The 25999-nt window shown below is 62.9% G+C and carries 32 protein-coding genes, 1 tRNA gene and 1 pseudogene; 12 read left to right on the top strand and 22 right to left on the bottom strand.

Features of this window, described 5'->3' with window-relative positions:
- Positions 1-230 precede the first annotated feature (230 nt).
- Positions 231-1394 carry a tRNA guanosine(34) transglycosylase Tgt gene (gene tgt, locus BMW89_RS19550; protein ID WP_092028633.1) on the top strand — a complete coding sequence of 388 codons (1164 nt, stop codon included), beginning with the start codon at positions 231-233 and terminating at the stop codon, positions 1392-1394.
- A gap of 13 nt (positions 1395-1407) precedes the next feature.
- Here tgt and BMW89_RS19545 read toward each other — a convergent pair whose 3' ends face one another.
- Positions 1408-1626 carry a hypothetical protein gene (locus BMW89_RS19545; RefSeq protein ID WP_092028632.1) on the bottom strand — a complete coding sequence of 73 codons (219 nt, stop codon included), beginning with the start codon at positions 1624-1626 and terminating at the stop codon, positions 1408-1410.
- Between the two features lie 222 nt (positions 1627-1848).
- Between BMW89_RS19545 and cysK the strand changes: the two genes are divergently transcribed.
- Together cysK and BMW89_RS19535 are read left to right on the top strand one after the other, a co-directional pair.
- On the top strand, positions 1849-2826 hold the full coding sequence (gene cysK, locus BMW89_RS19540) for a cysteine synthase A (protein WP_092028631.1): 978 nt from the start codon (positions 1849-1851) through the stop codon (positions 2824-2826).
- Positions 2827-2829: 3 nt separating this feature from the next.
- Positions 2830-3069, top strand: coding sequence for a BrnA antitoxin family protein (locus tag BMW89_RS19535; protein WP_092028630.1), 240 nt, complete (start codon positions 2830-2832; stop codon positions 3067-3069).
- 57 nt (positions 3070-3126) lie between these two features.
- Here BMW89_RS19535 and BMW89_RS19530 read toward each other — a convergent pair whose 3' ends face one another.
- The 5 genes from BMW89_RS19530 to solA form a co-directional block, all read right to left on the bottom strand.
- Entirely contained in the window at positions 3127-3879 is a 753-nt protein-coding gene (locus tag BMW89_RS19530; RefSeq protein WP_092028629.1) for an amino acid ABC transporter ATP-binding protein, read from the bottom strand.
- A gap of 11 nt (positions 3880-3890) precedes the next feature.
- Positions 3891-4613 carry an amino acid ABC transporter permease gene (locus tag BMW89_RS19525; protein WP_502686398.1) on the bottom strand — a complete coding sequence of 241 codons (723 nt, stop codon included), beginning with the start codon at positions 4611-4613 and terminating at the stop codon, positions 3891-3893.
- Positions 4614-4729: 116 nt separating this feature from the next.
- The gene (locus tag BMW89_RS19520) at positions 4730-5473 is read right to left on the bottom strand and encodes an amino acid ABC transporter permease (RefSeq protein ID WP_092028916.1); all 744 of its coding nucleotides are present in this window, start codon (positions 5471-5473) and stop codon (positions 4730-4732) included.
- A gap of 98 nt (positions 5474-5571) precedes the next feature.
- Positions 5572-6384, bottom strand: a complete 813-nt coding sequence (locus tag BMW89_RS19515; protein ID WP_092028627.1) for a transporter substrate-binding domain-containing protein — start codon at positions 6382-6384, stop codon at positions 5572-5574.
- A 76-nt stretch (positions 6385-6460) separates the two neighbouring features.
- Complete coding sequence (gene solA / locus BMW89_RS19510) at positions 6461-7630, bottom strand: N-methyl-L-tryptophan oxidase (RefSeq protein WP_092028626.1); 1170 nt, start codon at positions 7628-7630, stop codon at positions 6461-6463.
- Positions 7631-7749: 119 nt separating this feature from the next.
- On the opposite strand from solA, the gene BMW89_RS19505 reads away from it, so the two are divergent.
- Positions 7750-8715 (top strand): LysR family transcriptional regulator, encoded by a 966-nt coding sequence (locus BMW89_RS19505; protein WP_349516532.1) that lies wholly within the window; start codon positions 7750-7752, stop codon positions 8713-8715.
- A 54-nt stretch (positions 8716-8769) separates the two neighbouring features.
- Here the strand turns inward: BMW89_RS19505 and BMW89_RS19500 are convergent, their stop codons facing one another.
- On the bottom strand, positions 8770-10203 hold the full coding sequence (locus BMW89_RS19500; RefSeq protein ID WP_092028625.1) for a caspase family protein: 1434 nt from the start codon (positions 10201-10203) through the stop codon (positions 8770-8772).
- A 195-nt stretch (positions 10204-10398) separates the two neighbouring features.
- Positions 10399-11274, bottom strand: a complete 876-nt coding sequence (locus BMW89_RS19495; RefSeq protein ID WP_092028624.1) for a DMT family transporter — start codon at positions 11272-11274, stop codon at positions 10399-10401.
- A gap of 149 nt (positions 11275-11423) precedes the next feature.
- Here BMW89_RS19495 and BMW89_RS19490 point away from each other — a divergent pair, with 149 nt between their 5' ends.
- Positions 11424-11822 carry a RidA family protein gene (locus BMW89_RS19490; protein WP_092028623.1) on the top strand — a complete coding sequence of 133 codons (399 nt, stop codon included), beginning with the start codon at positions 11424-11426 and terminating at the stop codon, positions 11820-11822.
- A gap of 53 nt (positions 11823-11875) precedes the next feature.
- On the opposite strand, the gene BMW89_RS19485 is transcribed toward BMW89_RS19490, so the two are convergent.
- From BMW89_RS19485 to BMW89_RS19475, 3 genes are all read right to left on the bottom strand, one after another.
- A complete protein-coding gene (locus tag BMW89_RS19485) occupies positions 11876-12421 on the bottom strand; it encodes a hypothetical protein (protein WP_177196174.1) in 546 nt (181 codons plus the stop codon).
- Positions 12366-12716, bottom strand: coding sequence for a hypothetical protein (locus BMW89_RS19480; protein WP_092028621.1), 351 nt, complete (start codon positions 12714-12716; stop codon positions 12366-12368). The genes BMW89_RS19485 and BMW89_RS19480 overlap by 56 nt, the downstream gene beginning before the upstream one ends.
- 183 nt (positions 12717-12899) lie before the next feature.
- Positions 12900-13487 carry a formyltransferase family protein gene (locus tag BMW89_RS19475; RefSeq protein ID WP_092028620.1) on the bottom strand — a complete coding sequence of 196 codons (588 nt, stop codon included), beginning with the start codon at positions 13485-13487 and terminating at the stop codon, positions 12900-12902.
- A 194-nt stretch (positions 13488-13681) separates the two neighbouring features.
- Between BMW89_RS19475 and BMW89_RS19470 the strand changes: the two genes are divergently transcribed.
- The gene (locus BMW89_RS19470) at positions 13682-13966 is read left to right on the top strand and encodes a hypothetical protein (RefSeq protein ID WP_092028619.1); all 285 of its coding nucleotides are present in this window, start codon (positions 13682-13684) and stop codon (positions 13964-13966) included.
- 339 nt (positions 13967-14305) lie between these two features.
- Positions 14306-14539 carry a hypothetical protein gene (locus BMW89_RS19465; protein WP_092028914.1) on the top strand — a complete coding sequence of 78 codons (234 nt, stop codon included), beginning with the start codon at positions 14306-14308 and terminating at the stop codon, positions 14537-14539.
- 5 nt (positions 14540-14544) lie between these two features.
- Here the strand turns inward: BMW89_RS19465 and BMW89_RS19460 are convergent, their stop codons facing one another.
- From BMW89_RS19460 to BMW89_RS37390, 3 genes and pseudogenes are all read right to left on the bottom strand, one after another.
- Positions 14545-14847, bottom strand: a complete 303-nt coding sequence (locus BMW89_RS19460; RefSeq protein WP_092028618.1) for a hypothetical protein — start codon at positions 14845-14847, stop codon at positions 14545-14547.
- 442 nt (positions 14848-15289) lie between these two features.
- The gene (locus tag BMW89_RS19450) at positions 15290-17338 is read right to left on the bottom strand and encodes an acetoacetate--CoA ligase (protein WP_092028616.1); all 2049 of its coding nucleotides are present in this window, start codon (positions 17336-17338) and stop codon (positions 15290-15292) included.
- 762 nt (positions 17339-18100) lie between these two features.
- A pseudogene (locus BMW89_RS37390) lies at positions 18101-18196 on the bottom strand (IS5/IS1182 family transposase); the annotation flags it as partial.
- 116 nt (positions 18197-18312) lie between these two features.
- On the opposite strand from BMW89_RS37390, the gene BMW89_RS19435 reads away from it, so the two are divergent.
- Complete coding sequence (locus BMW89_RS19435; RefSeq protein WP_092028614.1) at positions 18313-18807, top strand: hypothetical protein; 495 nt, start codon at positions 18313-18315, stop codon at positions 18805-18807.
- Between the two features lie 314 nt (positions 18808-19121).
- Here the strand turns inward: BMW89_RS19435 and BMW89_RS19430 are convergent, their stop codons facing one another.
- Complete coding sequence (locus tag BMW89_RS19430) at positions 19122-19349, bottom strand: hypothetical protein (protein WP_092028613.1); 228 nt, start codon at positions 19347-19349, stop codon at positions 19122-19124.
- Between the two features lie 262 nt (positions 19350-19611).
- Here BMW89_RS19430 and BMW89_RS19425 point away from each other — a divergent pair, with 262 nt between their 5' ends.
- From BMW89_RS19425 to BMW89_RS19415, 3 genes are all read left to right on the top strand, one after another.
- Positions 19612-20331 (top strand): outer membrane protein, encoded by a 720-nt coding sequence (locus BMW89_RS19425; protein ID WP_177196173.1) that lies wholly within the window; start codon positions 19612-19614, stop codon positions 20329-20331.
- 166 nt (positions 20332-20497) lie between these two features.
- Entirely contained in the window at positions 20498-21583 is a 1086-nt protein-coding gene (locus tag BMW89_RS19420; RefSeq protein WP_092028912.1) for an AI-2E family transporter, read from the top strand.
- A gap of 100 nt (positions 21584-21683) precedes the next feature.
- Complete coding sequence (locus tag BMW89_RS19415; protein WP_177196172.1) at positions 21684-22073, top strand: NUDIX hydrolase; 390 nt, start codon at positions 21684-21686, stop codon at positions 22071-22073.
- A 65-nt stretch (positions 22074-22138) separates the two neighbouring features.
- Here the strand turns inward: BMW89_RS19415 and BMW89_RS19410 are convergent, their stop codons facing one another.
- The 4 genes from BMW89_RS19410 to BMW89_RS37965 all read right to left on the bottom strand — a co-directional run bounded on the left by BMW89_RS19410 (position 22139) and on the right by BMW89_RS37965 (position 24099).
- Positions 22139-22423 (bottom strand): hypothetical protein, encoded by a 285-nt coding sequence (locus BMW89_RS19410; RefSeq protein WP_092028611.1) that lies wholly within the window; start codon positions 22421-22423, stop codon positions 22139-22141.
- Between the two features lie 197 nt (positions 22424-22620).
- On the bottom strand, positions 22621-22860 hold the full coding sequence (locus BMW89_RS19405; RefSeq protein ID WP_092028911.1) for a hypothetical protein: 240 nt from the start codon (positions 22858-22860) through the stop codon (positions 22621-22623).
- Between the two features lie 164 nt (positions 22861-23024).
- The gene (locus BMW89_RS19400) at positions 23025-23267 is read right to left on the bottom strand and encodes a hypothetical protein (RefSeq protein ID WP_092028910.1); all 243 of its coding nucleotides are present in this window, start codon (positions 23265-23267) and stop codon (positions 23025-23027) included.
- 661 nt (positions 23268-23928) lie between these two features.
- On the bottom strand, positions 23929-24099 hold the full coding sequence (locus BMW89_RS37965) for a hypothetical protein (RefSeq protein ID WP_177196171.1): 171 nt from the start codon (positions 24097-24099) through the stop codon (positions 23929-23931).
- A 288-nt stretch (positions 24100-24387) separates the two neighbouring features.
- Here BMW89_RS37965 and BMW89_RS19390 point away from each other — a divergent pair, with 288 nt between their 5' ends.
- The gene (locus BMW89_RS19390; protein WP_177196212.1) at positions 24388-25038 is read left to right on the top strand and encodes a hypothetical protein; all 651 of its coding nucleotides are present in this window, start codon (positions 24388-24390) and stop codon (positions 25036-25038) included.
- A 13-nt stretch (positions 25039-25051) separates the two neighbouring features.
- On the opposite strand, the gene BMW89_RS19385 is transcribed toward BMW89_RS19390, so the two are convergent.
- The 3 genes from BMW89_RS19385 to BMW89_RS19370 form a co-directional block, all read right to left on the bottom strand.
- A complete protein-coding gene (locus BMW89_RS19385) occupies positions 25052-25345 on the bottom strand; it encodes a hypothetical protein (protein ID WP_092028609.1) in 294 nt (97 codons plus the stop codon).
- Between the two features lie 56 nt (positions 25346-25401).
- Positions 25402-25632 (bottom strand): type II toxin-antitoxin system HicB family antitoxin, encoded by a 231-nt coding sequence (locus tag BMW89_RS19380; RefSeq protein WP_092028608.1) that lies wholly within the window; start codon positions 25630-25632, stop codon positions 25402-25404.
- A gap of 270 nt (positions 25633-25902) precedes the next feature.
- Positions 25903-25978 (bottom strand) — tRNA-Lys (locus BMW89_RS19370).
- Positions 25979-25999: the final 21 nt, after the last annotated feature.

The following is a 25999-nucleotide window of genomic DNA, read 5'->3' as shown; positions in this document are numbered from 1 at the left end:
CTCAGTCGAACATGAAGCGGGGGGCATTGTCGGTGGCTGGCGATCACGCATCTACCGCCGCCGGCAACGCGCCGCGGCATCTCATCCAGCCCCCGACATAAAACTACACTGTATCGTTTTATTTAACAAGCCTTGGCAGCCATCAAGTCCGCGCCAAATGTGTCCCAGTCTGACGCAGGACCGCTGCGAGCGGGTTGATCGGCCTCTGCCGACACGCAATAAGCACCGCCATGAATCTCCCTGACACCGATCTGCCCAACACCGATCTTCCCAATCATTTCGAGCTGCTCGCCACCGATGGCGCCGCGCGCACCGGGCGCCTGACGACGCCGCATGGCGTGGTGCGGACGCCGGCCTTCATGCCGGTCGGAACCGCCGGCGCCATGAAGGGCATGCACTGGCGCGAGGTGCGCGATGCCGGCGCCGACATCGTGCTCGGCAATACCTATCATCTGATGCTGCGCCCCGGCGCCGAGCGGATCGCAGCACTCGGCGGCTTGCAGACATTCACCGGCTGGAACGGGCCGATGTTGACGGATTCCGGTGGCTTCCAGGTGATGTCGCTGTCGGATCTACGCAAGGTCACAGAGCACGCCGTCACCTTCCGCTCGCATATCGATGGCGCCAAGGTCGAATTGTCGCCGGAGCGCTCGATCGAGGTGCAGCGCTTCCTCGGCTCCGATATCGCGATGCAGATGGACGAATGCGTGCGTCTGCCGGCCGAGCGCGACGACATCGAGCGCGCGATGCGGTTGTCGCTGCGCTGGGCCGAGCGCAGCAAACGCGCGTTCGAGAGCGCCCCCGACGGCTACATGCTGTTCGGCATCGTGCAGGGCGGCGACATCCCGCAGCTTCGTCATGCCAGCGCCGAGGGGCTCGTCGAGATCGGCTTCCACGGCTATGCGATCGGCGGCCTTGCCGTCGGCGAGCCGCAGGCGGTGATGCTGGCGATGATCGACGAGACCGCGCCGATGCTGCCGAAAGAGCGGCCGCGCTATTTGATGGGCGTCGGCACGCCCGACGACATCCTCGAAGCCGTCAAACGCGGCATCGACATGTTCGATTGCGTGATGCCGACGCGCAATGGCCGCCACGGCGTCGCCTTCACCCGCTTCGGCCAGGTCAATTTGCGCAACGCGCGCCACGCCGACGATCCGCGCCCGCTCGACGAAGACAGCTCATGGCCGTCGACGCGCAACTACGCGCGCGCCTATCTGCATCATCTCGTCAAGGCGGGCGAGACGCTGGGGGCGATGCTGCTGTCCGAGATCAATATCGCTTATTACCAGTTCCTGATGCAGGGCATCAGGGACGCGATCGCACACGGAACGTTCGGCGAGTTCTATCAGCGTACGCGCGAGGACTGGGCGAGGGGCGACATCGCCCCGCGCTAAGGCGTGACAGGCGTCAGTTGCAGACAATCCGTTGCTTGACAGCGTGCTTGGTCACGAAGCCGTAGCCGCAAGTGTCGCAGGTCCAGAGGTAGCTGATCACGTGGTCCGACACGTACGCAGAAGCTTCGGCGGCGACCATGGAGTCGGCGCAGACGGGACAGGTGGGCAACTCGCTACAACGCGGATCGCGGGTCGGCGCGACGGTCGACAACACTTCAGCAATCGCTGACATCGTGGTGACCTCCCTGCTTGAGACGTAAGTCTAACATAAGCAGAATCAGTTGACGAGGTCGCAACACAAATGCGTTGGTTTTCTGCTAATTAAAGCTCACGCGATTTTGCGATGCAGCGTATTTAACATGTGCCGCATTGTCGCTTGCGTGTCGCCGCAAGCTGTCCGTAACTGCGGGAAGGCTGCGATAGAAGCGCAAATCATCGTCACAGGGAGTTCATCATGGACGCATCGTCCCCCACGGGTGCAGCGCACCAACCCGGCCGCGGTCGGATCTATGACTCGATCGTCGATGCTTTTGGCGACACGCCGATCGTGCGTTTGCGCCGCCTGCCGGCCATGCACAGCGTGAACGCGACGATTTTGGCAAAACTTGAATATTTCAATCCGGCCGCGAGCGTGAAGGACCGCATTGGCGCGGCCATGATCATCGCCATGGAGAAGGCCGGTATCGTCAAGCCCGATACCGTGCTGATCGAGCCGACCTCCGGCAATACCGGCATCGCGCTCGCCTTCGTGGCGGCCTCGCGCGGCTACCGGCTCAAGCTGGTGATGCCGGAATCCATGTCGATCGAGCGGCGCAAGATGCTGGCGTTTCTCGGCGCCGAGCTGGTGCTGACGCCGGCGGCGCAAGGCATGAAGGGCGCGATCGCCACCGCCGAGGAGTTGTTGAAGACGACGCCGAACTCGGTGATGCCGCAGCAGTTCAAGAACCTCGCCAATCCCGAGATCCATCGTCGCACCACTGCCGAGGAAATCTGGAACGATACCGGCGGCAACATCGACTTCTTCGTCGCAGGCGTCGGCACCGGCGGCACCATCACCGGCGTCGGCCAGGTGCTGAAGCCGCGCAAGGCTTCCTTGCGCGTCGTCGCAGTCGAGCCGGAGGAGAGCCCGGTACTGTCGGGCGGCCAGCACACGCCGCACAAGATCCAGGGCATCGGCGCGGGCTTCGTCCCTGACATCCTCGACCGCTCGGTGATCGACGAGATCGTGAAGATCAACTCGACGACGGCGATCGAGACCGCGCGCGCGCTGGCGCGGCATGAGGGCATTCCCGGCGGCATCTCCTCGGGCGCGGCGATCGCGGCCGCGCTTGAGATCGGCAAGCGGCCGGAAGCTGCGGGAAAAACCATTTTGGCTATCGTGCCGTCCTTCTCCGAGCGGTATCTTTCGACGGCTCTGTTTGAGGGAATCTAGGATATGGCGGATCAACCGAGGCGACCGCGTACGCTTGGCGATGCGCGGTCGGAGGCCGAGGCGGCGTTCAAGAAGGTGACCGCCAAGGTCGCCGTGGCGCCGCCGAAGCCGAACGTGGCGCCGGGGATCAAGGAGCAGGTCACGCTGCGGATCGATCAGGACGTGCTGGAGCATTTCCAGGCGGGCGGTCCCGGCTGGCAGGACCGCATCAACGAGGCGCTGCGCAAGGCTGCGGGGAAGTAGCGTAAGCTTGCCAGAGTGCGCCGAAAGCCGGCGCGCTCGGGAATCCTGGCGGCGAACTCAGAGGACCTGCGACAGAAACTGCTGCGTTCGCTCGTCCTTGGCCGCCGTAAACAAAGTTGCCGGCGGCCCGTGTTCGACGATCACACCGCGATCGGTGAAGTAGACGTGATCGGCGACCTCGCGGGCGAAGTTCATTTCATGGGTGACGAGAATGCACGTCATCCCGTCCTCGGCAAGCTCCCGGATGGTGACCAGAACCTCCTTGACCGTTTCCGGATCGAGGGCGGCGGTCACCTCGTCGAACAGCATGATGTCCGGCCGCATCGCCAGCGAGCGGGCGATGGCGACGCGCTGCTGCTGTCCGCCGGAGAGTTCACCGGGATAGGTGTCCTCCTTCCCCGCGAGCCGCACCTTGGCGAGGAGCGCCCGGGCGCGCGCTTCGACCTCGGCGCGTTTCTGGCCGAGAACATGGATCGGCGCCATCATCACGTTCTGAAGCGCGGTCTTGTGCGGGAAGAGGTTGTACTGCTGAAACACCATCCCGACCTTGCGGCGCAGCGCCAGCTTGTCGAGTCTGGGATCGGACACCTCGATGCCTTCGATCTGAATGCTGCCGGACGAGATCGGTTGAAGGGCATTGATGCAGCGGATCAGCGTGGATTTCCCCGATCCGGACGGACCGATGATACAGATCACCTCGCCCTTCCGGACCGACAGGCTGATGCCCTTCAGGACCTCGAGGGCGCCGAATGACTTTCTGACATCGACGCATTGAACGATGGGCTGATCCGGAGTCCAGCTCGTGGCCATGCTCTGTTTCCTCAGCGTACGCGGAACCGGCGCTCGAGACGAGCGGTCCAGATGTTGATCGGATAACAGTAGAGGAAGAAGCATAGCAGCGCGAAGCCGTAGAGCGGCGCGAACAACTCCGGTCTGCCGCCTTCGGCGGCATGCACCTGCGCCGTCAGGGTGAGCATTTCTGAAACACCCACGATTGATGCGAGCACCGTCGACATCGCGACGATCGCATAGATGTTCATCCAGGGCGGCAGCATGCGCTTGATGCACTGTGGCAGCATGATCAGCCACATCGTCTGCCGCCGCGTGAACGAGAGCGATTCCGCCGCCTCCCATTGCGTCGACGGAATGGAGCGGACCGCGCCGCGCACGACCTCGGCGACATTTGCCATGACGGGCAGGGCGAAGCCGACCGTCGCCTTGATCCAGTCCGGCAAGGGGATGGTCGTCTTGAACAGGGTGACCTGGAAGGGCACCAGAAACATGACGAAGAACAGCAGCACCAGCCACGGCGCGTTGCGGAAGAATTGCGTGACGAGCCAGCTGGCGGCGGCGAGTAGCCGGGACTCCGATAACAAAGCGAGACCCAGGCCAAGCCCGGCGATGGTCCCCAGCAGCATGGCCATCAGGGAGATCAGGATGTTGAAGGCGAACCCGCGCAATAACAGCGGCGACCATTTCACGATGACTTGCAGCGGCGACAGCATCGTCGGTCCGGTCTGCGCCCACGCCGTGGATGCAGCCATGACGGCGCAGAAACAGAGGATCGCCGCGGGCAGCGGGCCGATCCGAATGGACATCCGGGTCGGCGCGGGACGATACGGTAGAAGGACGGCAAGCCTCTGCTCGGAGCCGGCTGTCTTCATCGCGCATAACCGGGGATATGCATCGCCCGCTCCCAGCGATGCATCAGCCAGACGAGGATCCCGACGAGGATGCCGTAGGTCGCAAGCAACACGACCATCATTTCGAAAACATTCTGCGATTCCGACCAGATCTGCTTGACCGCGTACAGCGTTTCGGGAACGGCGATCGCGTAGGCGAGGGTGGTCGTCTTGAGCAGGTTGACGAGGTTGTTGTTCAGTGCGGGAAGACAAACGCGAATGGCCAGGGGAAGGACGATATGAACGTAAGCCTTGAGGCGCGTGTACCCGAGCGCCTCCGCGGCTTCGATCGTCGTCCTCGGCACCGCCTCAATTCCGGAGCGGAAGATTTCGACGTTGAAGGCGGCCGCAAACAGCGACAGCGAAATGATGGCCCACTGAACGTTGCTCAGCAGCGGAACGCGCATGCCCGCCGCCTCGACGGCCGGAAGCATGGTGCCGAGGCCGAAATAGAAAAAGAAAAGCTGGACCAGCGGGGGCGTGTTGCGGAACACCACGACGAAAGCATTGACGGGCAGCCGCAGCAACATCGACGGACTGCCCTGCATCAAGGCGCCAACCGCGCCGATGATGAGGCTCAGCACGATGGTCGTGATACTCAGAAGCAGCGTCATCTTGAGGCCGCCGACGTAGCGGCCCCAATCGTACGCATCGTAGAAAACGGAAAAATTCAGCCCCGTCGTCTCGTAGAGCCGCTGAAACCAGTCGCCGATTGCCTGCATGTTGCGCGACACCGAGGTGTTGAGGCGATGCCTCGTATCAGTGCATTGGTTCGACTTGTTCGGAGCGCGAGGTGGTCCTGGCGCTCCGCTTCACGCGTCTATTTGTCTTTGTACTGCTCGTGCATGGAGAGCGAGTATTCGGTCGGCGTAATACCCCACTTCTTTTCAGCTGCCACGATGAATCCGGTCTTCATCCAGTCCTTCGTCGTATCTTCGAGAAGCTTCTGAAGGCTGGTGTTGTCGAGCGCGACGGCGATCATCCATGGCGATGGCAGAACGCCTTTTAGCGGGAGGTCGTAGTCGGTCTTCCACTCGTCTTCGAGCAGTTTGCCTTGCAGGAAGGTCTGATCGTAGACATAGCCGATGCAGTTGCCCTGCTTCATGGCGAACAGAGGCTTCTCCGAGCCGTCAAACGCAACAATCTCGGGGCCGTAGGATTTGGCGACGTCCTTGTTGTACCAGGCTCCCGACGTGGCGCAGACGGGTTTTCCCTTGAGGTCGGCCCAGTCCTTGATGCCGGCCTTCTTGTTGAGAAGGATATTCACGTAGTCCGAATAATACAGTGGTTCGATGGCCTGAACGACGCGGCGGCGTTCCGGCCTGTCGGACATGGTCGCGATCAGCAGGTCAATCTTTCCCTGCTGAAGAAACTCGATCCTGTTCGAGGCTGCGACCGGAACGAGCTCGAGCTTGACGCCGAGGCGCTTGGCAATGTCCGCGGCAAAATCCGGCTCGATGCCGACCACGTTGCCCGTGGGATCGCGGAAGCCGAAGGGCTTGTAGTCAGCCTTGACGCCGACATTCAACGTGCCGCGCTGCTTGATGGCATCGACGCCGTCAGCTGCTTGAGCGCCGCCGAGCATCAGCAGCGCCGCGGCACCTGCCATCATGGAACGGACCAGATTCTTCATCGGAAGACACCTCCAGAATTGCAATCATGACAAGCGTTGAGCGTACTCTTCTGCGATACAAAGTTCGTGCCAAACGTCAGGAAAATCGGGACACGGAGAATGGAGTGAGGTCGATCGCACTTCGACCGTCGGTCATCATCGCGGCCGCGACGTTTCCGATTCCGGCCGAGTGCTTGAAGCCATGGCCCGAGCAGGCCGAGACGACGAAGACTCTGTCCTGGTCGGGATGCCGGTCGATGATGAAGCCCCGATCGGGCGTCACAGTGTAGAGACAGGCGGCCGCCTGCGCGACGCGCGGCGTGGCGCCGGCCAGCCGCCCCTCGACGTGCTTCCGGTACATTGCAGCCGACTCCTTCGGATCGACGGTGCGGTCGATGGTGTCGGCCGTCGTGCTGGTCTCGTACTGCTCGGTCGCGACCTTGAGGCGATGATCGCCAGGCAAAGGCGGGAAGCCGTAGAGGTAGTCGACGTCCGTCGCACCATGCATCCAGATGAACACGGGGGCGTTGGCGCGATACGCGCTCGTGTCGTCGAGCTCGTACCAATGCAGCACCTGCCGCTTCACCGAGAGCACGCGGTCAAACGGCGCGCCGAGCAGATGAGCGTTCCATGCTCCTGCGGACACCACGACCTGGTCCGCCTCGAACCTGCCCGACGACGTTTCCACCTCAACAATGGAGCCCTTCTGCGCGATTGAGAGAACTTCGACCCCGTTGCGTATCGTTGCGCCGAGCTGCTCCGCGCGCGTCAATTGCGCCTTGATGCAGCGCTCCGGAAAAACGTATCCGCCGCCGGGCTCGTAATAGGCCTTTTCGTTGCCCTCGAGGTTCAGGAATTGCGGGAAGCGGTGAGCCACTTCTCGCCCGTCGATCACGTCATGCGTGATGCCGAAGTCCCGGGCGGCTGCGATCGAGCGTGCGACGAAATCGGGTTTGCCGTGGTGCGACGTCTCGCCGACGCCGGGCGCCATGACGACGAGCCCGCACGGGTTCAGCAGCTCGGCAGACGTCTCGGCTTCGAGCTCACGCCAGATCCGGTGGGTATCGAGCACCAGGGGCACGTAGTCGCGGCCTTCGCCGACCGCCTGCCGGGTGATGCGGGTTTCGCCGTGGCTGGATCCCATCGTGTGGGGTGGGGCGAAGCGATCGAGGCCGACCGCCTTGACCCCTCGCTTGGCCAGTTGATAGAGCGCCGCGCTGCCCATGGCACCGAGGCCGATCACCAGAATATCCGCTTTCTCGCTCATCGATCGGGACTGCTTAATTGTTAGGACGGTCGGAATTCTGCTTTCGGATGCGGCTCTCCTACAAGGATAATTCATATGATGAAGCCAATTTGCATGTTAATATGACTTCTGCTTAAGTTATGGATATGACGCCACCCATTCCAGACTTGCGAAGCTTGCAGATTGTCGCGGCCGTCGCGGAGTCCGGCAGCATGCTTCAGGCGTCCCGTCAGTTCGGGATGACGCAATCAGCGGTCTCTCAGGCTGTGCGGCGGGCCGAGGCTTCGATCGGTGTCGCGTTCTTCAACCGCAGCCGGAGGCCGCTTACACTGACGCGGGCAGGCCGCATCCTTGCTGGCCGTGTTCGCGACCTGAATCGCGACTTTGACGCATTACTCAGCGCACTCCGGGACGCAGCGAAACTGCCTGAACGCGTCGATCTGAGGCTCGGCCTCATCGACTCCTATGCCGCCACGGTCGGCGCACACCTCGTCAAGGAGCTCATGACGGGCGAGGTCGCACTGAGTCTGTCCGTTTGGTCGGGCCTTGCTCACTCGCATGCCGAGGCGCTGGTCCACCGAACGATCGACGCGGCGATCACATGCGATGCGATGGATGACCTGTATGATATCGAGCGCTTCCCATTCTACCGCGAGCCAAATCTGCTGGTGGTGCCGCGCGGATTGGAAGCCGAATTTGCTGACCTTGATTTGCGGGAGATCCTGACCCGGCATCGCCTGGTCCGGTACAGCGAGCGTTCCTATGCAGGTGCTCAGGTCGAGCGCCACCTGAGCCGTTTGGGCATTCGCCCGCCGCGGGCCTTTGAGTTTGACACCTCGGACAGCCTGGTCGCCATGGTCGCCACCGGGATGGGCGTGGCGATCACGACGCCGCTGTGTCTGTTGCAAGGGCTCGCTCACGCTGGTCAAGTCAGCGCTCTCCCTCTGCCGGGCCCCGGATTTTTTCGTGAGCTGCTTCTGGTGACACGCCGTGGCGATCTCTCATCACTGGCGCCGCGCATCGCAGAGATGGCTCGGTCGAGCATTACGACGCAGGCGATGCCGCGCATCCGGACGCTCGTGCCCTGGTTCACCCAAGATTACTAGCAAGCAAAAAGCCCGGCGCGAGCCGGGCTTTTATTTGGGAGCGAGGCCTTTGCCTCAGCGGCGGAACATGCCGCCCATCATGCCGCCGACGACGCCGCCCATGAAGGCCGCGCCGGGATCGCCGCCGCCACGATGGCCGCCACCGCCATTGTTGGCCGGTGCGGCAGCACGGCGGGGAGCGCGCTTTTCGCCGCTGTCCTCGCTCGCGGTGGCCGGCGCGGTCGCCACGATCTCGGTGAGCAGGGCCTTGTGCTGGAACTTGTTGAGGTAGCCGGTCGACGGATAGCCGCGCGCGGCCTGCCAGCGCTTGAGCACCGTACGGGTATCCTCGCTGAAGGCACCGGTGACCTTGGTGTCGAAGCCGAGCCCGGTCAGGCGGCGCTGCACGTCGCGGCGCTGGCCCTTGTCCAGGCCGATCTGGTCTTCGGTGAGCTGGGATGCGTCATCGGTGAAGGTGGCGGGATCCACGCCAGCATTGAGGTTGCGGGTCGTGGTCGACGGACCGTTCTGGATCGCGGCGATACGGGCCAGCGCCAGCGCCTTGAACTGGCCGTTCGGATAGGAGGAGAGATAGGCGTTGAGCTCTTCCGGCTTGTTGGTCTCCTTCACCGAGCGCCAGTACTCGAGCTCGACATTGGCCGAATCCGAGCTGGCACTGGTTGCAGCCGGCGGCACGACACTCGCCGCGGTCGGCGCCGCGTTGGCGACCTGGGTCGTCGGCGCCTGGTTGAGATAGACCGCGCCGATCAAATTGGTGTGGCCCCAGGGAAGCTGGCCCTTGTGGGTCTCCTCGTTGACCTGGGCGCGCACCGAGGTCATCGCCTGCTGGATCTCGATGCCGGGCTTGGTGATGTTGTCGATCAGCGCGCGGGTGAACGGGCTGTTGTTGCCCTCCTGGCCGTCAAGCGCGGTCTGTCCCGGGCCGGTGGCGAATGCGATCAGCGTGCCTTCGCCGGACTTCATCTCGGCCAGGCCGCTCTGCACGTTGACGCTGCGGGTTGCCGAGTTCGACTTGATCTTGGCGGCGAACGGATTGTCGCGGCAGGCATCAAGGAACACGAGCTTGACCTTGGCGTCGCCCATGGTCTGGTCGAGCGTCAGGTCGATGTTGATGGCGGCGCCGAGCTTGACGTCCATTTCCGATTTGATGTCGGCATCGACCGGCAGCAGATAGTTGGAGCCGCCGACGGCGATGCCGTGGCCGGCGTAATAGAACACCGCGACATCTGAGCCCTGGGCCTTGCGACCGAAGTCGAGCAGCTTCTCCGTCATCTGGTCACGGGTGAGGTTGGATCCTTCGATCACCTCAAAGCCGACATTGCGCAGCGTCGATGCCATCGCCTTGGCGTCGATCGGCGGGTTCGGCAATTGCGCGACGTTCTTGTAGGCGCCGTTGCCGACGACGAAAGCGACGCGGCGGTCGGCCTTGGCGGCGCTGACCGACAGCGCCATGCACATCAGCGAAACGAGGAGGGTGAGAGTGCGCATCTGAAATCCCCAACAGAATCGAATTGCAGGCAGCAACAAACTGGCACCAAACTTACACGAAATCGCCCGGCCCCGTGCAAGCAAAACACAGCCACATATTGCTTTGCGGCCGAGTGTTGCACGCTGGGATGCCCCTCCAACGTGATCCAAATCACGCTCGACCATTTTGTTTGTCGCGCGAGGCCGTGCGCGGGTTCACTGCGCGCGGGCGGGAACCGGCGGCGCCGGTTTCAAATTCAGGAGATTGCCGCACAGGATCAGCGCCGCGCCGAGCACGGTCCAGGCGTCGAGCCGCTCGGAATACAGCAGCCAGCCGGCGGTCGCGGTCAGTGGAACCCGGAGGAAGTCCATGGGAACCACGACGGTGGCGTCGGCATAGCGCATCGCACTGGCGAGGCAGTAATGCGCGAACGTGCCGCAGACCGAGATCACCATCACCCAGCCCCAGATGTGGCCGGGCGGCCAGGCCCAGACGTAGAGCGCCGGCAGGACTCCCGCGACCGACTGCACCACCAGCATCCAGAACAGGACCGCGAGCGCGCTCTCGGTGCGGGTCAGTGATTTGACCAGCGCCATCGAGACGCCGAAGCCGATCGCCGCGCCGAGTGCGATCAACTGTCCCTGATTGATCTCGCCGGTCGAAGGCCGCACGATGACGATGACCCCGACGAGCCCGAGCAGGATCGCTGCGATTTTCCAAGACGTCATGCGTTCGGACAAAAAGCTCGCAGCGAGGATTGCGGTCCATATCGGCATGGTGAACTCGATCGCCACCACCTGGCCGATCGGGATCAACGTCAGCGCAAAGAACCAGCCGAGCTGTGAGACATAGTGGATCAAATTGCGCGCGATATGCTGGGGCAGTCGCCGGGTCTGGAGCCTTGCAAAGCCGCCGGCGCGCCGGATCATCGGATAGAGCAGGCAGAGACCGACCAGCGAACGCACCTCCATCACTTGGAAGACGTTCATTTCGCGCACGGCTTCGCGTCCCGCGACGGCCATGACGAGCGTCAGCGATAGCCAGCCGGCCATCCACAGTGCGGCCATCGATTTGGACGGTGTCGTGCTCATCGGGAAAGATGTGAGAGCGAAAATCCTGAGGGGAGGCCGGTATCGGCGACATCACTGCCGTTTGCAACGGCCAAATCTACGGATGCAGCGATGCAGCGCGGCGTGCTAAGCCGTCGTCGAACAACGAGAAAATCGGGAGATCTTCGCTCATGCAAATCTTGCAGCCGGCCGAATGGAAAAAACCACGCGGCTTTTCTCACGGCGTCGTGGCGGAAGGTCCGGGCCGCTGGGTGGTGCTGGCCGGGCAGACCGGCGGCGACGAGACCGGCAATTACGCGCCCGACATGGCGACGCAGGTCGGGGCCGCGCTGAAGCGGATCATCAAGCTGCTGGGCGAGGCCGGCGCCGGTCCCGAGCACATCGTTCGTCTGACCTGGTACCTGACCAGCCGCAGTGAATATGAGGCCGCGGGTGCTGGCATCGGCGCGGCGTGGAAGGAGACTCTCGGGCGCAACTTCCCGCCCTCGACGCTGCTCTATATCGGCGGTCTGGTGGACGACCGGGCCAAGGTCGAGATCGAAGTTACGGCGTTCGTGCCCAGCGCATAAAAAAGACCCGGCGAGGTCGCCGGGTCTTTTGATCGCGTCACGGTGCCGTCGTCTTATTTCGACAGCTGGATGTTGGCGCCGCGGAACTGGCTGTCCGCGCGCATCGTCACGCTCTGCTTGCTGCCGCTGGTCTTGAGCGCGATGTTGGCGTTGAAGCCGGCGGTCGAGGCGAGCAGCTCGTAGTTTCCACCGGCGCCGCGGCCCTGGAGCGAGCCGGAGATATTGCGGCTGGCCTCGGACCAACTGCCGGTGACGGCCCCGCCTTCAGCCCTGACGTTGGCGCCGAGGTTGAACTTGTAGGCATCGCTGGCGCAGGTCAGCGACATCTCCATGGTCGGTCCGATCGGGCTGTATTTGGCCCGGCAGCGGATCCGCTCGGTCGAGCCGTCGTCCAGCGTGACGGTGCCGGCGCCGCTCCAGCTGCCGGCGAGTGGGGCAAACGGGCTGGACTGGGCGTTGCTTTCAGAGTTGGCGAATCCCGCCGCAAACAAAACGGCGGCCGCAATCAGCAGCCGCCGGCCTGGGACGCTGGTTCCGAATTGCTTATTGGCGCGATGCTTCCCACCGCCCGCTGCACGGTATGCCTGCAGATGCTCCATTCCACTTCCCCGATCCGGCGTTGCCGCTGAGTTGACCGTTTGCATATGCACCATTGATCGAAACTTTCACAAGTCCCCCGCTACCGATGGTGCCGGAAACGTTAGCGCCGGGGGCGGTGATCCTGCCGTCGGCAACCGTCAGCAAGGAACTTGCGGTCGGCTCGCAGGTGCCGCTCTTGGTGACAATTGTAACCTGCCAATTGCCGTCATACGGGGTCTGGGCGAAGGCGGGAGCGGCGAGGGTGCCGGAGAAAATTGAAGCGGCACAGAACGCCGCAATGCGAGCAAAACGCATGAATTCCGTCCTTGAATGTGTCTGATATGCTGTCGCTTATCTGGACCAAATGTGACGGAAATTTGTTGCAATGCCAAAGCGAAAATTGTTCCTGTGGAAACAATGGTTTATTTGCGTTTCCGGCTCCAATTTTCGAAGCAAAATCAACGCGGCTTCACGTTAAGGGTAAACTTCAGGAGAGACTCAGGACAGGCTTGGCGCCGAAGTCGCGAATTGCTCGTCCTGAGTCTTGGACGGGAGCGCCTTGTGAACCTTGGCGTAGTCGATCACATCGGCCAGTAATTTGAGCCCAAGTGGGGCGAGTGCGCGCTCCCAAAGTTCCCGCGCCGTCTCGCCTTTCTTGACGAAGCACCACTCCTGGGCGGCGATGGCGCCGGCATCCATGCGGTCGGCGAGATGGTAGATCGTGCCGCCAGCAATCGGATCGCCTTCCTTGATGGTCCATTCCACCGCGGCCTTGCCACGATGGCGCGGCAGCAGCGAGGGGTGATAGCCGATCCCGCCCAGCTTCGCCGCAGCGAGCGCGTCCTTGCCGATCCGGGCGTGGCTATGCGCCGTGACGATCAGGTCGGTGTCGGGCGCGATCTCGGAGGCCATCACCAGCTTCGGATTGGCCTGGACCACCACCTCGATGCCGGCCGCGCTGGCGGTTGCGGCGAGGCGATCCTCGGCATCGGCCACCACGACCCGCACGATCGAGACGCTGTGTTCCCGGAGCATGTTCAGGGTGGTCACGCCGAAATGGCGGGAGCCGACAAGGGTAATGCGCATGGGTGTCCAATCCGTCTCGCAACTGCGTCAACCCCCGATAACACGTCGGTACGCCCTGTCACCACCCGCGCGCCGTTTGCGCCGGTTATCAACAATGCGCGGGGCGCGCGTACGGCGCGCCGAACTCCGCGATTGCACGGCCGGCCGTTCCGGTGCTTCCATGCGCGCACGGCACCGGCTTTGGGAGCAAGTGCATGCGAAGCGCGTTGTTTGTCCTTTTCGTCGCACTGATCGCGGTCACTCCGGCCCACGCCGGCGGGCCGTACCCTGCGGTCCCGCCCGAGACCGGGGTCGCGCCCTTCATCGGTCCGACCTGGGATGCCTATCGCTGCACTGAAGGGGTTCCCTACAATTTCTACCACCGCGCCTATTACGGCGAGGAGCCGCCGGCGCTCTATCGCGGCTACGCCTACAGGCCGTACTACCGCTACAGCGCCTACCGCAGGGTGCCGCGCAAGTATTTTTGCGTTGTCGATTAGCGTTGCCGCGCGGCCACGGTCGGTAGCAAATGATGGATTCGCCGGTTCCTCTGTTTCATTTTTAACAGATGAATCCGCTGTGTGCGGTTAGAACGTGCGCACACCGGGGCTGGCCAAATTTCATTCCGGATCCGTTTTCGAACCCGGCTTTGGCCGCTGGCGTGATCACGCCAGCGGCTTTTTCATGCCGCGCATCACGAAATCATCAGACGGTAATACGTTCTCAACTAACCGGGCGTATCGACGAATCCGTCGCGGATTTGTATTGCGTACCGCGACACCGAAAATATCCCGCCGGCGTGGGTGCGCCGCGCGGTTTTTTTCGCCGGGACCGATTTCATGCCGAGCGCAATTGAGCAGATCGTGGACGCCTATGTGCGTCTGAAGAACCGCCGTGGGCTCGACGAGCTGATGATGCACAGGCAGCGGCTCGCGGTCGATCTGAAGAGCAGGTCGGGCTATGATTTCAGCCTGCCGATCGGCAAGATCGACGAGGAGATCGCAATCATCGAGGCGGGCCTCAGCCGGTTGAAGGCCGAAGCCGCGAATTTCAGTTCGACACGTCCGATCTGAAGCGTTCAGTCGCGCCGGCCGCCGTCGATGACGGTGAACAACGGTCGCGCCTGGGTCGGCTCCACCAGCAGTTCTTCCACCAGCGCGGTTGCCGCATCGACATATTTGCGTGTGGGCTTGTCGAGCTCGCGCTTGGCCTCGTCGTCGAGCGCGATCTTTGCGGCCTCGACCAGCTTGCGCATCCGCGTCGCATGGTCGTCGCCCGCCGTCAGCGTCGCACGCGCCAGCGAGCGTAGCACGAACAGCTCGCCCTCGAGGCGGAGCAGACGGTCGTTGAGCCTGGTGAGGACGGCGTTGAGGTCGGCCATGTCAGCTGTTCGTCGCGGAGGAACTATCCTGATCTAGCGGCGATCGGTGAACGGAGTGCAAACGCCATTGGCGCAATTGGGTCGATCCGGCGCGCTCTCGGCATCCGCAATGCCGTCGATGTGACCGATCGTGACGCCGCGAATGCGTGGGCACCGCGTGGTTCCCGCACCACATGACCGCTTGGGTGGACGTTTGGAGCCGATGCAATGCGGTCTGTCCTGGTCTTGGTCTTGTTGATTTCAGCGTGGGCGCCGGCCGCTGCGGCGCCGGCACATCGCGTTCACCCGCGTCATCCCATTGTTGTCCGTCCGGCCGAGGACGCGCCGGTGCCGCCCGGCTGGTACAAGTTTCCCGGCCACCCAGCGATCCCGCCGTCGGAGAACAGGAATCTCGACCCGTCCAATTTCGGAGGCGCCTGATCGAGGCTCACGGCGCGGTCTTTCATGCCGCAGTTTTGGCGAGATAATCGCGCGCGAAGGCGAGATACCAGTCGAGGCAGGCGGGATTGGCCATCGCCTCCTTGTTGATGACCTTTTCCACGGGCTGGCCGAGCAGCAGCTTCTTGATCGGCAACTCCTGCTTCTTGCCGGAAAGCGTGCGCGGGATCTCGGCGACGGCAAAAATCTCGTTCGGCAGGAAGCGCCGTGACAGACCGGCCTCGATCGCCTTGTTGATCTTTGCCTGCATCGTAGCGTCGAAGGCTGTGCCTTCGCGCAGCACCACGAACAGCGGCATGTAGCTGTCGCGGCCGAGATATTCGAGATCGACGACGAGGGAATCCAGCACCTCCGGCAGCGCCTCGATCGCGGAATAGAGTTCGCTCGTGCCCATCCGCAGACCGTGGCGGTTGATGGTGGCATCGCTACGGCCGTAGATGATGCAGGATCCATCAAGGTCGACCTTGAGCCAGTCGCCGTGCCGCCACACCGGCCCGCGGCCGCTGCCGTCAAAATTGTCCGGATAGGTTTCGAAATAGCTGGCGCGATAGCGCGCATCTCCCTGGTCGTTCCAGAAATAGAGCGGCATCGAGGGCATCGGCTCGGTGCAGACGAGCTCGCCGACCTCGCCCGTGACGGCGCGGCCCTGTTCGCTGAAAGCTTCGACGGCGGCACCGAGCAGACGGCACTGCATCGCGCCCGGCGTCTGCGGCAATTCTCTGTTACCCCCGATGAAGGCGCCGGCGAAATCGGTGCCGCCTGAAATGTTCGCCCACCAGATGTCGGCCTGTGCCGTGCTGCCGTTCACCTTCGACAGCGCCGCAAAGCGCTCGTTGAACCAGGCCTGCGTGTCGGCACTGAGCGGCGAGCCGGTCGAGCCGAGGCAGCGCAGGAGCGACAGATCGCCGGCGGCAGCAAGGTCGATCTCGGCCTTGGCGCAATTGGCGAAGAACGCTGCGCCCGCGCCGAAGAAGGTCGCTTTCGACTGCGCGACGAAGCGCCACAACGTGGTCCAGTCCGGCTTGTCTCTGGCGCCGCCGGGGCTGCCATCGAAGATGCAGCAGGTGGTGCCGCTGAGCAGGCCGCCGATTTGCGAATTCCACATGATCCAGCCGGTCGAGGAGTACCAGTGATAGCGCTCGCCGAACGAGTTTGGGTGATAGGAGCAGCCGAGGTCGTTGTGCAGGCCGAGCAGCGCCAGCACCACGATGACGATGCCGCCATGGCCGTGCACGATCGGCTTCGGCAGGCCGGTGGTGCCGCTGGAATAGACGATCCAGAGCGGATGATCGAACGGCAGCCACATTGGCTCGAACGCGTCGATCGCAGCGCCGGTCTTCGCGGTGATATCGGAGAGCAGGGCATCGGGCGCGGCGACCGCACCAGCCTCACTGTGCAGGATGACATGCGCGACCGTGGGAAGTGATCGTCGCAGTTCAGCGACGACATCGTGCCGATCATGGCGCCTGCCGGCATAGGTGACGGCATCGCAGGCGATCAGCACCTTTGGCTCGATCTGCTTGAAGCGGTCGATCACGGCGGGCGCGGCCATGTCGGGCGCGCAGACGCTCCAGACCGCGCCGATGCTGGCGCTTGCGAGGAAGGCGATGATGGTCTCGGGGATATTGGGGAGGTACGCCGCGACGCGGTCGCCGGGCTTGATGCCTTTCTCCTGTAGATGCAGCGCGAGCGCAGCCGCCTTTCGCCGCAGCTCCGGCCAGCTCGTCTCGTTGAGCTTGCCGTCCTCGCCACAACTGACGATCGCGGGCAGGCCGGCGGCATGCGCCGCGTCCACATGCCGAAACACCTGCCGTGCGTAGTTCACCTGCGCGCCGGGAAACCAGACCGCGCCGGGCATCTTGCGCTCGGTGATCACGGCCGCAAACGGCGTCGGCGATTGCAGATCGTAATAGTCCCAGATGCTGCGCCAGAACGCATCGAGATCGCGCACCGACCATTGCCGCATCTCCTCGTAATTGGCGAAGGAGAGGCCGCGCTGCGTGGCAAGCCAGTTGCGGTAGAGGGCGATCTGGGGAACGAAGGGAGCAGTCATTGCGTGTCGACTTCAGTTGCGGGGAGGGGGAGTTTATCCGGTGTCGCGGTGTAACAGAAGTCGCGCGTTGATGACCGAATTGCAGACATGACATCGCATTCTCGCGGCATGTTTCGCCCGAGTCTTGCGTTGTCCTTTTGCCCCTGTCGAAACAAGGGCGCAGGGAAGGCCGGGCGCCGGCGGCACCCGCGATCCGTGCGCCGTAAAAATGCACACGGGGTGGACCACAGGCTCAGCCGATGCTCGGCCTTCCCTGCGCGATGGTTTACGGCGTACTTCGTGCTCTCCCCGGGGAGCGATGCACTATTGCCCCCGTCGCCCTGCGGATGGCTGATGCGCGCGCCCGGTCGGGCGGCTACATCACCACAGGACTTGACGCACAGACCCCGGGCGTCAGGACCACACGACTTGGCCGTCCGCGCACGTCTTCGCTGGGACTTCGAGCGCTGGCGTGTGCTCACGCCCGAAGCCATGCGAAGGCGCTGTCAGCGCCGTGTCGTCGGCGCGAGAGCTCCTGCTCACGGTTTCCCGCCCTGCAAAGCTCGCCACGCCCGACGCCGTCGCGTCCATCGCTCCCTGGCCCACGGTTCGTGACGATCGCGATCCGCCCCTTGTCTCGGGCCATGGTGTTTCGTCGATACGATAAATCCGAATTTCGGTAAAGTGGAATATATTTGCTGGGGAGGATTGACAAGCGGGGTGGAGAATTTGCGCGGGTGTTTTGCCCGACGGGCGGCTAACTCGTGGACCCTCCGTGTATTTCCACGCGCCCTTGTTCATAGCAGGCTCTCTGATCCAGTCGGCGTCGTAGCTACGATCTGCAAGCAGCATTGACCCAGCGTTCAGGCGAGACCGCAGTTCCAGGTCTGGGATTCGGCGGTCTTGGACAGAAGCGGACACCAACTTACAGACTTAGCCGAAACCGTCGAGAGTGACCCATTGCGGATATTGCGGAGAATGAGCATCATCGCGCGATGATCAGCAACGGGCTTCGCAATATGCGCACATGGGCTGTATGTTTCATCGCTTATTGCGTTGCCTGCACTAGCGCTGTGGCTTGTTTCGGTACAGTAGAATACAAGACCGGCATCTTCTTCGAGCGTGTCCCGACCGACATCGACGCGCCGATTGTCGTCGAAGCGACGATCTACGGAGATAGCGGAAATGAGCTACAGGCGCGAGTGGATCGAGTGATCAAGGGATCGATCGATGCCAGGTATGTGAAGATATTTGTGACCAAATTAGACTGCCCCCAGGTTGGCGTCGGCATTGGGCAGGGGATTGTTCTAGGAACGCTTGGAAACGATCCGCAGCATGGGGTTGTGTTGAAAGCAATCCAGAAAGCCAACGCGCTCGACTGGTCCAAAGAATTCTTCGCAAAACAAATGACAATTCATGATGCTACAAAGTGCTTCAAAAACGAGTTCGGGGCTCGTGAGTGCCGCCTACCTGGTATTGGTCCAGAATAGACTAAGCCCAATATTCGAGGTGGGTCCGCTTCTGGCCCATCGCGACATTCGCTGTGGCTGCGCAAAGGCGGTCGGTATCGGAGCAAAGCGGACATCGCGACGCGCCGAAACGCTGGGGCATGCCGAGCCGCGTGGCGTTCGACACGCTTCGACACAGACACATCGCTTGGCTGGCTCTGGCTGGAAGAGGAGGTCGTAAGCGCAACGATCACGACATGCGGCAAGTGTTGTCCGATTTCGTTCGCCATGAGATCGGAAAGGGATCGGCTTGGCTGAGCAGCTGTCTCGAAGCTTAGCTCTTGCTCTGCCTCAGCCTACCACTCCACTCCCGCCCAGCGCCTTCCGAAAACAAGCGGCTTCGTCTTCACCGCTTGCCAGCCGAAGAAATGATGCTTCCCCGACCAGCTGTGCACCACGCCGCTACAGATGCTGCACTTGAAGCTGCCGGAATGCGCTTCGCTGTGCTCCTCCCTTGTCGCGGCGTAGTTCATGCTGCAACCCGGGCAGGTGAATTCTTCGGTCGTCCAGATGCTGTTGGCCATTGTACCGAAAGTGTTTTTGGGACCTCGACGCCAAAGGTAGATACGAGCCTTTGCATCGGCGTAAACCGGCCCACAAAAATCCGGTTAATGGGTGTTAGGCAAACCCGGCTCGGGTCGCGGGCATTGCAGGATTTTCCCGGTTTATGCAGCGCCCGTCAGTCCTGATCGCACCGCCGACCGGTCCAAGCGCCCCTCCGATCCCGCAGCTAGATTTCACCCGTCGCCCCGTTCGGGCGGGTGCAAGTCAATGGGGGTTAGGGTCATGGGGAAGAAGCTTGTTCTGACGGCTACGCTGCTGTCGCTGGCAACGCCGGCATTTGCCGCTGACATCATTGCGCCAGCGCCGGTGAAGGCGCCGGTGGCGGCTCAGATCTTCAGCTGGACCGGCTTCTATATCGGCGCCCATGGCGGCGGCGCGTGGAGTAAATGGTCCGGCATGGACCCGACCGATCCGGCGGCGACCTGGAGCTCGGTCACGGCCAGTGGCGGTGTGGCCGGCGGCCAGATCGGCGGCAACTACCAGATCAGCAATTTCGTGGTGGGCCTCGAAGGCACCGGCGCCTGGTCGAGCGTCAAGCTGAGCAGCAACAGCCCGTTCGGCGGCGGCGCCGGCTTCGTGTTCTCGCTGAAGAACGACTATATCGCGACGGTCGCCGGCCGCTTCGGTGTCGCCTTCGACCGCGTGCTGCTCTACGCCAAGGGCGGTGCAGCCTTCACCCGCGACAAATACTACGTCAATAACGGCCTTGCCGGCGCGCTCGCCGGCTCGGCCTCGGGCAGCTTCAACCGCACCGGCTGGCTTGCCGGCGGCGGCGTCGAGTGGATGTTCATGCCGAACTGGTCGGTGCGGGCCGAATACAACTACATGGGCTTTGGTGCGATCAGCGAGCAGCCGGTGACGACCGGCAACCTCGTGGCGACGCCCGCCAATGTGAAGCTGAACATTCAGACCGGAACGGTGGGCGTGAACTATCACTTCTAGGGGGCCATCAGCCCGCCCGGCGGCGCCGGACGCCGTGCCGGGCGGCGCAGCGGCCCGATGGCGTGAAAGCGGCAAGGAGCCCCGTCGTCTTGACGGCGGGGGCGGGGCTGGCAATAACCCGGGGCTGTGCCAGTGCCGGAGTCCGCGTGATGCCGCAAGGAAAGCCCTGCCCGTGAAAAGCCTCCGCCAGCTCCTGACGGGACAGGACATCATCCAGCTCGTGATCCGGCTCGGCCTGCTCGGCCTGTTGATCATCTGGACGTTCCTGATCATCCGCCCCTTCGTGCCGATCCTGGCCTGGAGCGGTGTGCTCGCCGTCGCCTTCTACCCGGCCTTCAGCTGGGTCGCCAAATTGCTCGGCGGCCGGCCCAAGACCGCGGCGGTCATCCTCACCCTGATCACGCTCGGGATAGTCATCGGCCCGGCGACCTGGCTCGGCATCAGCGCGGTCGACGGCGTGCACGAGCTGGCGCGCCAACTCGGCACCGGCGATCTCGCGCTGCAGTCGGCGCCGGAGCAGCTCAAATCGTGGCCGCTGGTCGGTCCCTGGCTTTTTGACCTCTGGGAGCAGGCCTACAACAACATCCGCGCGGTGCTGCGCGAGGTGGCGCCCTATCTCCAGCCGCTGGCGGGGCCGTTATTGTCGCTCGCGGGCGACGCCGGCCTCGGAACGCTCCAGTTTCTGGTCTCGGTGTTCGTGGCCGGCTTCCTGTTCCCGCATGGGCCGAGGCTGGTCGCGGCCGGCCGCGGCTTCCTGTTTCGCATCGTGCCCGAGCAGAGCGAGCATTTTCTGGGGCTCGCAGGCGCGACCATCCGCGCTGTGGCGCAAGGCGTGATCGGCGTCGCCATCGTGCAGGCCTTGCTTGCCGGCATCGGCTTCAAGCTCGCGGCCGTGCCGAGCGCCGGCCTGCTCGCCTTCATCGTGCTGCTGCTCTCTATCGTGCAGATCGGCGCCTTCCTCGTGCTGCTGCCTGTCATCATCTGGATCTGGACCGCCAAGGACGTCACCACGGCGCTGCTACTCACCGTGTTTCTGGTCGTCGTCGGCTTCCTCGACACGATGTTGAAGCCGCTGGTGATGGGGCGCGGCCTGACCACGCCGACCATCGTGATCTTCGTCGGCGTGATCGGCGGCACGCTCGCGCACGGCATCGTCGGCCTGTTCATCGGGCCGATCATCCTGTCGGTGGCCTGGGAGATGATGATGGCCTGGATCAGGACGGAGGACCGGGCGGGGGCGAGCGAGGGCTGAGCGCTCTGCACGGGCTGTGATCAAGGCCCCGGCCGAACTTGTCTATTCAGCTAGACAAGTTACGATAGGCGAGATTCTATTTTCGAGCCTACGAATAGTAATGGCGAAGTCTTCCAAGCTGGTTGCAGCGAAGCGCGGCAAGGTATTGTTGGTCAGACGCCGGTCGGACGGCCTGTGGATGTTCCCTGGCGGCCGCAAACGCGCGCGCGAGTCCGACAAGGACTGCCTGCGGCGGGAGATCAAGGAAGAGCTGCCCAAGCTGAAGCTCGGCCGGATCAGCCTCTGGAAGGAAGTCACGGCCAGGAACAAGCGCTCCGGCCGCAAGATGAGCGACGCAATCTTCATCGCCAAGGGCGCCAAGGGCAGGCTCGCGATCGGCGACAAGAACGAGATCGACCGCGCCGCCTGGCAGAAGCCGCGCGGTCTCCGGCTGACGCCGACCTCGCGCTACATCCGTGATCGCCTGTTTCCGCGGAAGCAGGGGCGCTGAAGCTCGCGGCGTGGGTGCGACAAATCGCGCAAGCTTTGCCCGAGGTGACCGCGCTCGTCCGGCCTCTAATCCGATCTCTGTGCCGTGCGCGCACGTCCGGCAAATCGCCGCGACGGGGCTGCTTGCGGCTGCGGCGCGGCGAGCCTCGCGGCTTCGGCCTCGCGCTGCTCCTTGCGGGCCTTGCGCGCATTGCGCATCGCGCGCTTGATGAAGGGATGCGGTGCGTCCTCGGCGAAGAACAGGACGACCTCACAGCTCGGACATTGTCGGGAATAGCCGTCCTGCAACAGCCCGGCGCGATCGCGGAACATGCCCTTGCACCGCGTGCACTGGATCTGGACGAAGCTCATGCGCCATCGACAATGATTGCTGAAAATGGACGGCCAGCTGATCCCAAAATCCTGAAGAAAGCTTGAATGCTCCAGCGGATTGAATGGCAGGCCTGCTGCACCAGATGGGATCGGCTTGTTCGAGAGAACGGACGACAAGCATCACCGGTCCGCCGCAATGGGCGGCAGCGGCAACGCCGGCGTTGATTTCGCCGCCGCTATTGCTTGGCCGCGATCGTGTCCAGGCAATGGGTGAGATAGGCGGTGCGATCCCTCGGCAGCACCTTCTCCAGATCGGCCTTCAGCGCGCATTCGCGCTGACGTATCTGCTCGGCCCGGCGCTTCTCGGCCGCCTCGCGGTATTCGGGGGCAACCTTGTTGGGATCGACCAGCGCCTGTGAGCGGGCGGGAGCCGTCACGGCGAGTGCAACGGCGGCAATGATAATGAGCTGTTTCAAATGAGCCTCCGGAAAAAGGCTCATCCTAGCGCTGCGTGCCCGAACGCTCAAACGGTGGCTGAGAGCTTGCCGGTATCTGCTTCCGCCTCAGGCACCAAGGTGCCATCGGTGACAAGCAGCGGAGCTGGTTTCAACCACCTGATATTGGGCCGGGCGAAAAGCCGTTACTTCGGGGCGTGGTCGATCTTGTGCCCGAGATGCCCGGTGTCGTGATCGCGACGCAACTGGCTCAGCGACGTCTCGTTCAATTGTTGCAAGACTTCGCTGAGTTGGCTCGTGTCCGGATAGCCGGCCGCAAAACCCTTGCCGTAGATCTTGCGCAACGTACCGACCAGCGTGTTGCCGTGCTTCTTGCTGATCGCGCCATCCTTGTCCCGGTGGCGACCATCCAGGCCCGGTTCCTTCATGACTTTCTCCCTGAGCGGCGTCTGCGCGCCTGGAGAGAGCGTGCTCCCAAACGGGTTGATTGGCAACGGCATGGCGCGCGGAAGTGGAGCGGCGGTTCGCGGCTTCGCAATCGCGTTGCCTTCGCTCCCTGAGGTGTGAAGCCGCGTCAGATTGCGGTGGGACGGCTGGCGCATCACATAGGCCCGAACAGTTGCTCGATTGGAGCCGATAGGATGCGCTCAGTCTTGGCCATGGGCCTCTTGATCGTCCTGTGCACGTCCGCAAGCGCCGCAACGGTGCATCAGGCTCGTGCGCGCGATTCCGCGAAACGCCATCCTCCGGTCACCGGTCGCGGCACGGACGTGAATTCTCGCGCGCGCTTCGCCGTCCCCGGCTGGAGCGACGAAGCAACGCAGCGCTGGCTCAACAGCGCCTCGTCCAGTGTCGGCCGAGGCGGATAGCCACCGGGAAGTCGCAAGATCGGCGGAGCCGTGTGAACCAGTTCACAAGCAATTGTCGAGACCGCTGCTAACAACGCCTCATTGCTTTACCGATTGATATTTTGAAAACGCCCCAGCGCTCCACCAAGCGCTGGGGTTTTCGTTTGGATCACCGCAACAGCCAGAGCGCGCGAAGCGCGATCGGATGGCGGCTTTCTGAAAGGCTGCGAAGGTCGGGCGGCTAAGCCGCTTGCTCCTCAAACGAGGTGTAAACCCGGCCCATGGGATCAACGATCTGAACGTCCCAGCAACCGTCCTGGATAAGCTCTCTGGCCTTCTTCAGGGCGGCGGCGAGTGAAGCCCGCTTGAGGCTGACGACGCCTGCCGTGTCGAAACCGTTGATTTCAAACATGCCGCTCCTCCTGATTTTCTCGAATCCTACACCTTTTGAGGGCGTTGTCTTGCGGCTTTTGGGGCACTTCGAGCAGGCTGTCCCCATTTCCAGTTCCATCGCGCAGACCCCGTATTCGGCCGGGATGGGTGGGCATGCCAGGCGGCCATTTCGCTAACCTGGAATTAAGCCAAAAAGCCCACAATTTTAAACAGTTGTGTAGGTGGGTGCTGCGTAAAGGGGTCGTCGCGAGGACGTTCCGGCGTCGGCTTCCTTTTGCTCGCTCATTTGGGGTCAATACACGTGACCATGACATCGGAAGCGCAAGGCCTCGTCGAACAATTCGACCCCGCAGCACTGGCGCTCGCAGCCGCAGCGCCGGAACCCGCGGAAGCTCCAGTACCGATCAAGCGGTCCAGCCGGAAATCGGTCCTGGCACTGTCGGTGTGTGCCCTGGCCATCAATGGCTCGGCGGCCATCTATACATCGCCATCCGATTTTACGTCGCTGAATGTCAGCAGTTGGGCTGAATTGTTGCCGCGCCTGGAAGCTTCCGCGCCAAAACCGGATCCGGTTGTCGCTGCCTTGAAGGACATTCAGTCGGCCCAGCAGCAACACACCGCTTCGCTGCAGGAGAACAGCCAAGCGTTGCAGCAAAATGCGGCTCTCGTGCAGCAGGATTCAATGGTGCTGCTGTCTCTGCGACAGAGCATCACGGACGAACGGGTCGATGTGAGGAAGATATCTTCGCAGCTGTCCACGCTCATCGCGAAGATCGATACGCTGCAGAGCGCAATGATGTCGGACGTCACGTCCTCCATCCGAAAAGCGCATGCGCGCTATGGATTCTCCGCAGCGATGCGCAAGCGGATGGTTCGGCAGCCGAAGTCTGCCGGGCCTGTTTCGGTTGGGGGGGCGCCGCTGAGTGTGCCGGCTGCGGTGTTGGCGCCGGAGAGCTGAGGGCGCGTCGAGACTAATTGGCGGTGCTGCCGCTCTTGGCCTTGGACGAATGCTTCACCGCCGGCTTGGCCGGCGCGGCCGACTTCTTCGATGTATCATCGCCGCGGGCAGTTCCCCACGGATCGACCGCCTTCTGGTCCGGAACATTGTTGAGGGAGCGTTGATAGGCGCGCTCAGCCCGAGCGTCGTCCGCCTTCTCCGTCTCCGTCTTCTCCTTGGGCTGTTCGCCATACTGCTGAACATGGTCCTGCGCCAGCGCGGGGGCGGCGATCAGGGCAAGCATGACGGCGACAACGATTTTGCGCATCGAGACACTCCAGGTTCTGCGACGAGCATAACATCGCGCCGATTGAAAGCGAACTTCTAACCCGCCGCAGCTGGTCGCAAGTGCGATGGAACGGGAATCGGACGGTGGTTCTCTTCGGCCGCTTCAATCCAGCATGTGATCGCGTCCTGGACGTTTTGCACAGCCTCAAATTCGGTTGCGCCATCAGACATGCAGCCGGGGAGATCAGGAACGGTCGCAACGAATCCGCCGCCATCTTCCTCTGAGAGCGGTTCGATAATGATCTTGTAGTGCGGACGCTCGCCCATCGGTTCTCAGTCTCGCAGGAAGGCCACCAGCTTCTTGATATATATCGGCTTAATCGGTCGCTTGAAAGGTACTGTCAAAATCTCAACCTTGCCTGGTTTCGATATCTTGTAGTGGGAGCCACCGCCCCGTGGGGGCACACATCTCGCGCCGTGCGCGACGCAGATCGCATCCACATCCTGGATACGCCATCCAGACGGGTTTCGCTCCATGTCCTCCAAGGTGGTACGGCTCACGTCGACAAGTATCCCTTCCACTTGAGAGAAGGCATTTGGTGAGCGCGCTGGGGCTCGAACCCAGGACCCCGTGATTAAAAGTCACGTGCTCTACCGGCTGAGCTACGCGCTCCCATGGCCGCTGATGGCTTCG

Origin of the sequence: Bradyrhizobium sp. OK095, assembly GCF_900109945.1 — a bacterium.
Classification (GTDB): domain Bacteria; phylum Pseudomonadota; class Alphaproteobacteria; order Rhizobiales; family Xanthobacteraceae; genus Bradyrhizobium.
Note: the sequence above shows the minus strand (reverse complement) of the source record. Positions and strands in the feature narration are given on the sequence as shown.

Excerpts from the sequence above, each read along its gene's own strand:
- BMW89_RS19465 (WP_092028914.1), top strand. The coding sequence starts at position 14,306 with ATGCCGAGCGCAATTGAGCAGATCGTGGACGCCTATGTGCGTCTGAAG.
- solA (WP_092028626.1), bottom strand. The coding sequence starts at position 7,630 with ATGAGCGAGAAAGCGGATATTCTGGTGATCGGCCTCGGTGCCATGGGC.
- BMW89_RS19485 (WP_177196174.1), bottom strand. The coding sequence starts at position 12,421 with ATGGAGCATCTGCAGGCATACCGTGCAGCGGGCGGTGGGAAGCATCGC.
- BMW89_RS19410 (WP_092028611.1), bottom strand. The coding sequence starts at position 22,423 with ATGAGCTTCGTCCAGATCCAGTGCACGCGGTGCAAGGGCATGTTCCGC.
- BMW89_RS19430 (WP_092028613.1), bottom strand. The coding sequence starts at position 19,349 with ATGGCCAACAGCATCTGGACGACCGAAGAATTCACCTGCCCGGGTTGC.
- BMW89_RS19500 (WP_092028625.1), bottom strand. The coding sequence starts at position 10,203 with ATGCGCACTCTCACCCTCCTCGTTTCGCTGATGTGCATGGCGCTGTCG.
- BMW89_RS19545 (WP_092028632.1), bottom strand. The coding sequence starts at position 1,626 with ATGTCAGCGATTGCTGAAGTGTTGTCGACCGTCGCGCCGACCCGCGAT.
- BMW89_RS19390 (WP_177196212.1), top strand. The coding sequence starts at position 24,388 with ATGACATCGGAAGCGCAAGGCCTCGTCGAACAATTCGACCCCGCAGCA.
- BMW89_RS19490 (WP_092028623.1), top strand. The coding sequence starts at position 11,424 with ATGCAAATCTTGCAGCCGGCCGAATGGAAAAAACCACGCGGCTTTTCT.
- BMW89_RS19385 (WP_092028609.1), bottom strand. The coding sequence starts at position 25,345 with ATGCGCAAAATCGTTGTCGCCGTCATGCTTGCCCTGATCGCCGCCCCC.
- BMW89_RS19400 (WP_092028910.1), bottom strand. The coding sequence starts at position 23,267 with ATGAAGGAACCGGGCCTGGATGGTCGCCACCGGGACAAGGATGGCGCG.
- BMW89_RS19475 (WP_092028620.1), bottom strand. The coding sequence starts at position 13,487 with ATGCGCATTACCCTTGTCGGCTCCCGCCATTTCGGCGTGACCACCCTG.
- BMW89_RS19435 (WP_092028614.1), top strand. The coding sequence starts at position 18,313 with ATGATCAGCAACGGGCTTCGCAATATGCGCACATGGGCTGTATGTTTC.
- BMW89_RS19520 (WP_092028916.1), bottom strand. The coding sequence starts at position 5,473 with ATGCAGGCAATCGGCGACTGGTTTCAGCGGCTCTACGAGACGACGGGG.
- BMW89_RS19495 (WP_092028624.1), bottom strand. The coding sequence starts at position 11,274 with ATGAGCACGACACCGTCCAAATCGATGGCCGCACTGTGGATGGCCGGC.
- BMW89_RS37965 (WP_177196171.1), bottom strand. The coding sequence starts at position 24,099 with ATGTTTGAAATCAACGGTTTCGACACGGCAGGCGTCGTCAGCCTCAAG.
- BMW89_RS19380 (WP_092028608.1), bottom strand. The coding sequence starts at position 25,632 with ATGGGCGAGCGTCCGCACTACAAGATCATTATCGAACCGCTCTCAGAG.
- BMW89_RS19460 (WP_092028618.1), bottom strand. The coding sequence starts at position 14,847 with ATGGCCGACCTCAACGCCGTCCTCACCAGGCTCAACGACCGTCTGCTC.
- BMW89_RS19480 (WP_092028621.1), bottom strand. The coding sequence starts at position 12,716 with ATGCGTTTTGCTCGCATTGCGGCGTTCTGTGCCGCTTCAATTTTCTCC.
- tgt (WP_092028633.1), top strand. The coding sequence starts at position 231 with ATGAATCTCCCTGACACCGATCTGCCCAACACCGATCTTCCCAATCAT.
- cysK (WP_092028631.1), top strand. The coding sequence starts at position 1,849 with ATGGACGCATCGTCCCCCACGGGTGCAGCGCACCAACCCGGCCGCGGT.
- BMW89_RS19450 (WP_092028616.1), bottom strand. The coding sequence starts at position 17,338 with ATGACTGCTCCCTTCGTTCCCCAGATCGCCCTCTACCGCAACTGGCTT.
- BMW89_RS19515 (WP_092028627.1), bottom strand. The coding sequence starts at position 6,384 with ATGAAGAATCTGGTCCGTTCCATGATGGCAGGTGCCGCGGCGCTGCTG.
- BMW89_RS19415 (WP_177196172.1), top strand. The coding sequence starts at position 21,684 with ATGGCGAAGTCTTCCAAGCTGGTTGCAGCGAAGCGCGGCAAGGTATTG.
- BMW89_RS19470 (WP_092028619.1), top strand. The coding sequence starts at position 13,682 with ATGCGAAGCGCGTTGTTTGTCCTTTTCGTCGCACTGATCGCGGTCACT.
- BMW89_RS19535 (WP_092028630.1), top strand. The coding sequence starts at position 2,830 with ATGGCGGATCAACCGAGGCGACCGCGTACGCTTGGCGATGCGCGGTCG.
- BMW89_RS19525 (WP_502686398.1), bottom strand. The coding sequence starts at position 4,613 with ATGGCTGCATCCACGGCGTGGGCGCAGACCGGACCGACGATGCTGTCG.
- BMW89_RS19425 (WP_177196173.1), top strand. The coding sequence starts at position 19,612 with ATGGGGAAGAAGCTTGTTCTGACGGCTACGCTGCTGTCGCTGGCAACG.
- BMW89_RS19505 (WP_349516532.1), top strand. The coding sequence starts at position 7,750 with ATGGATATGACGCCACCCATTCCAGACTTGCGAAGCTTGCAGATTGTC.
- BMW89_RS19530 (WP_092028629.1), bottom strand. The coding sequence starts at position 3,879 with ATGGCCACGAGCTGGACTCCGGATCAGCCCATCGTTCAATGCGTCGAT.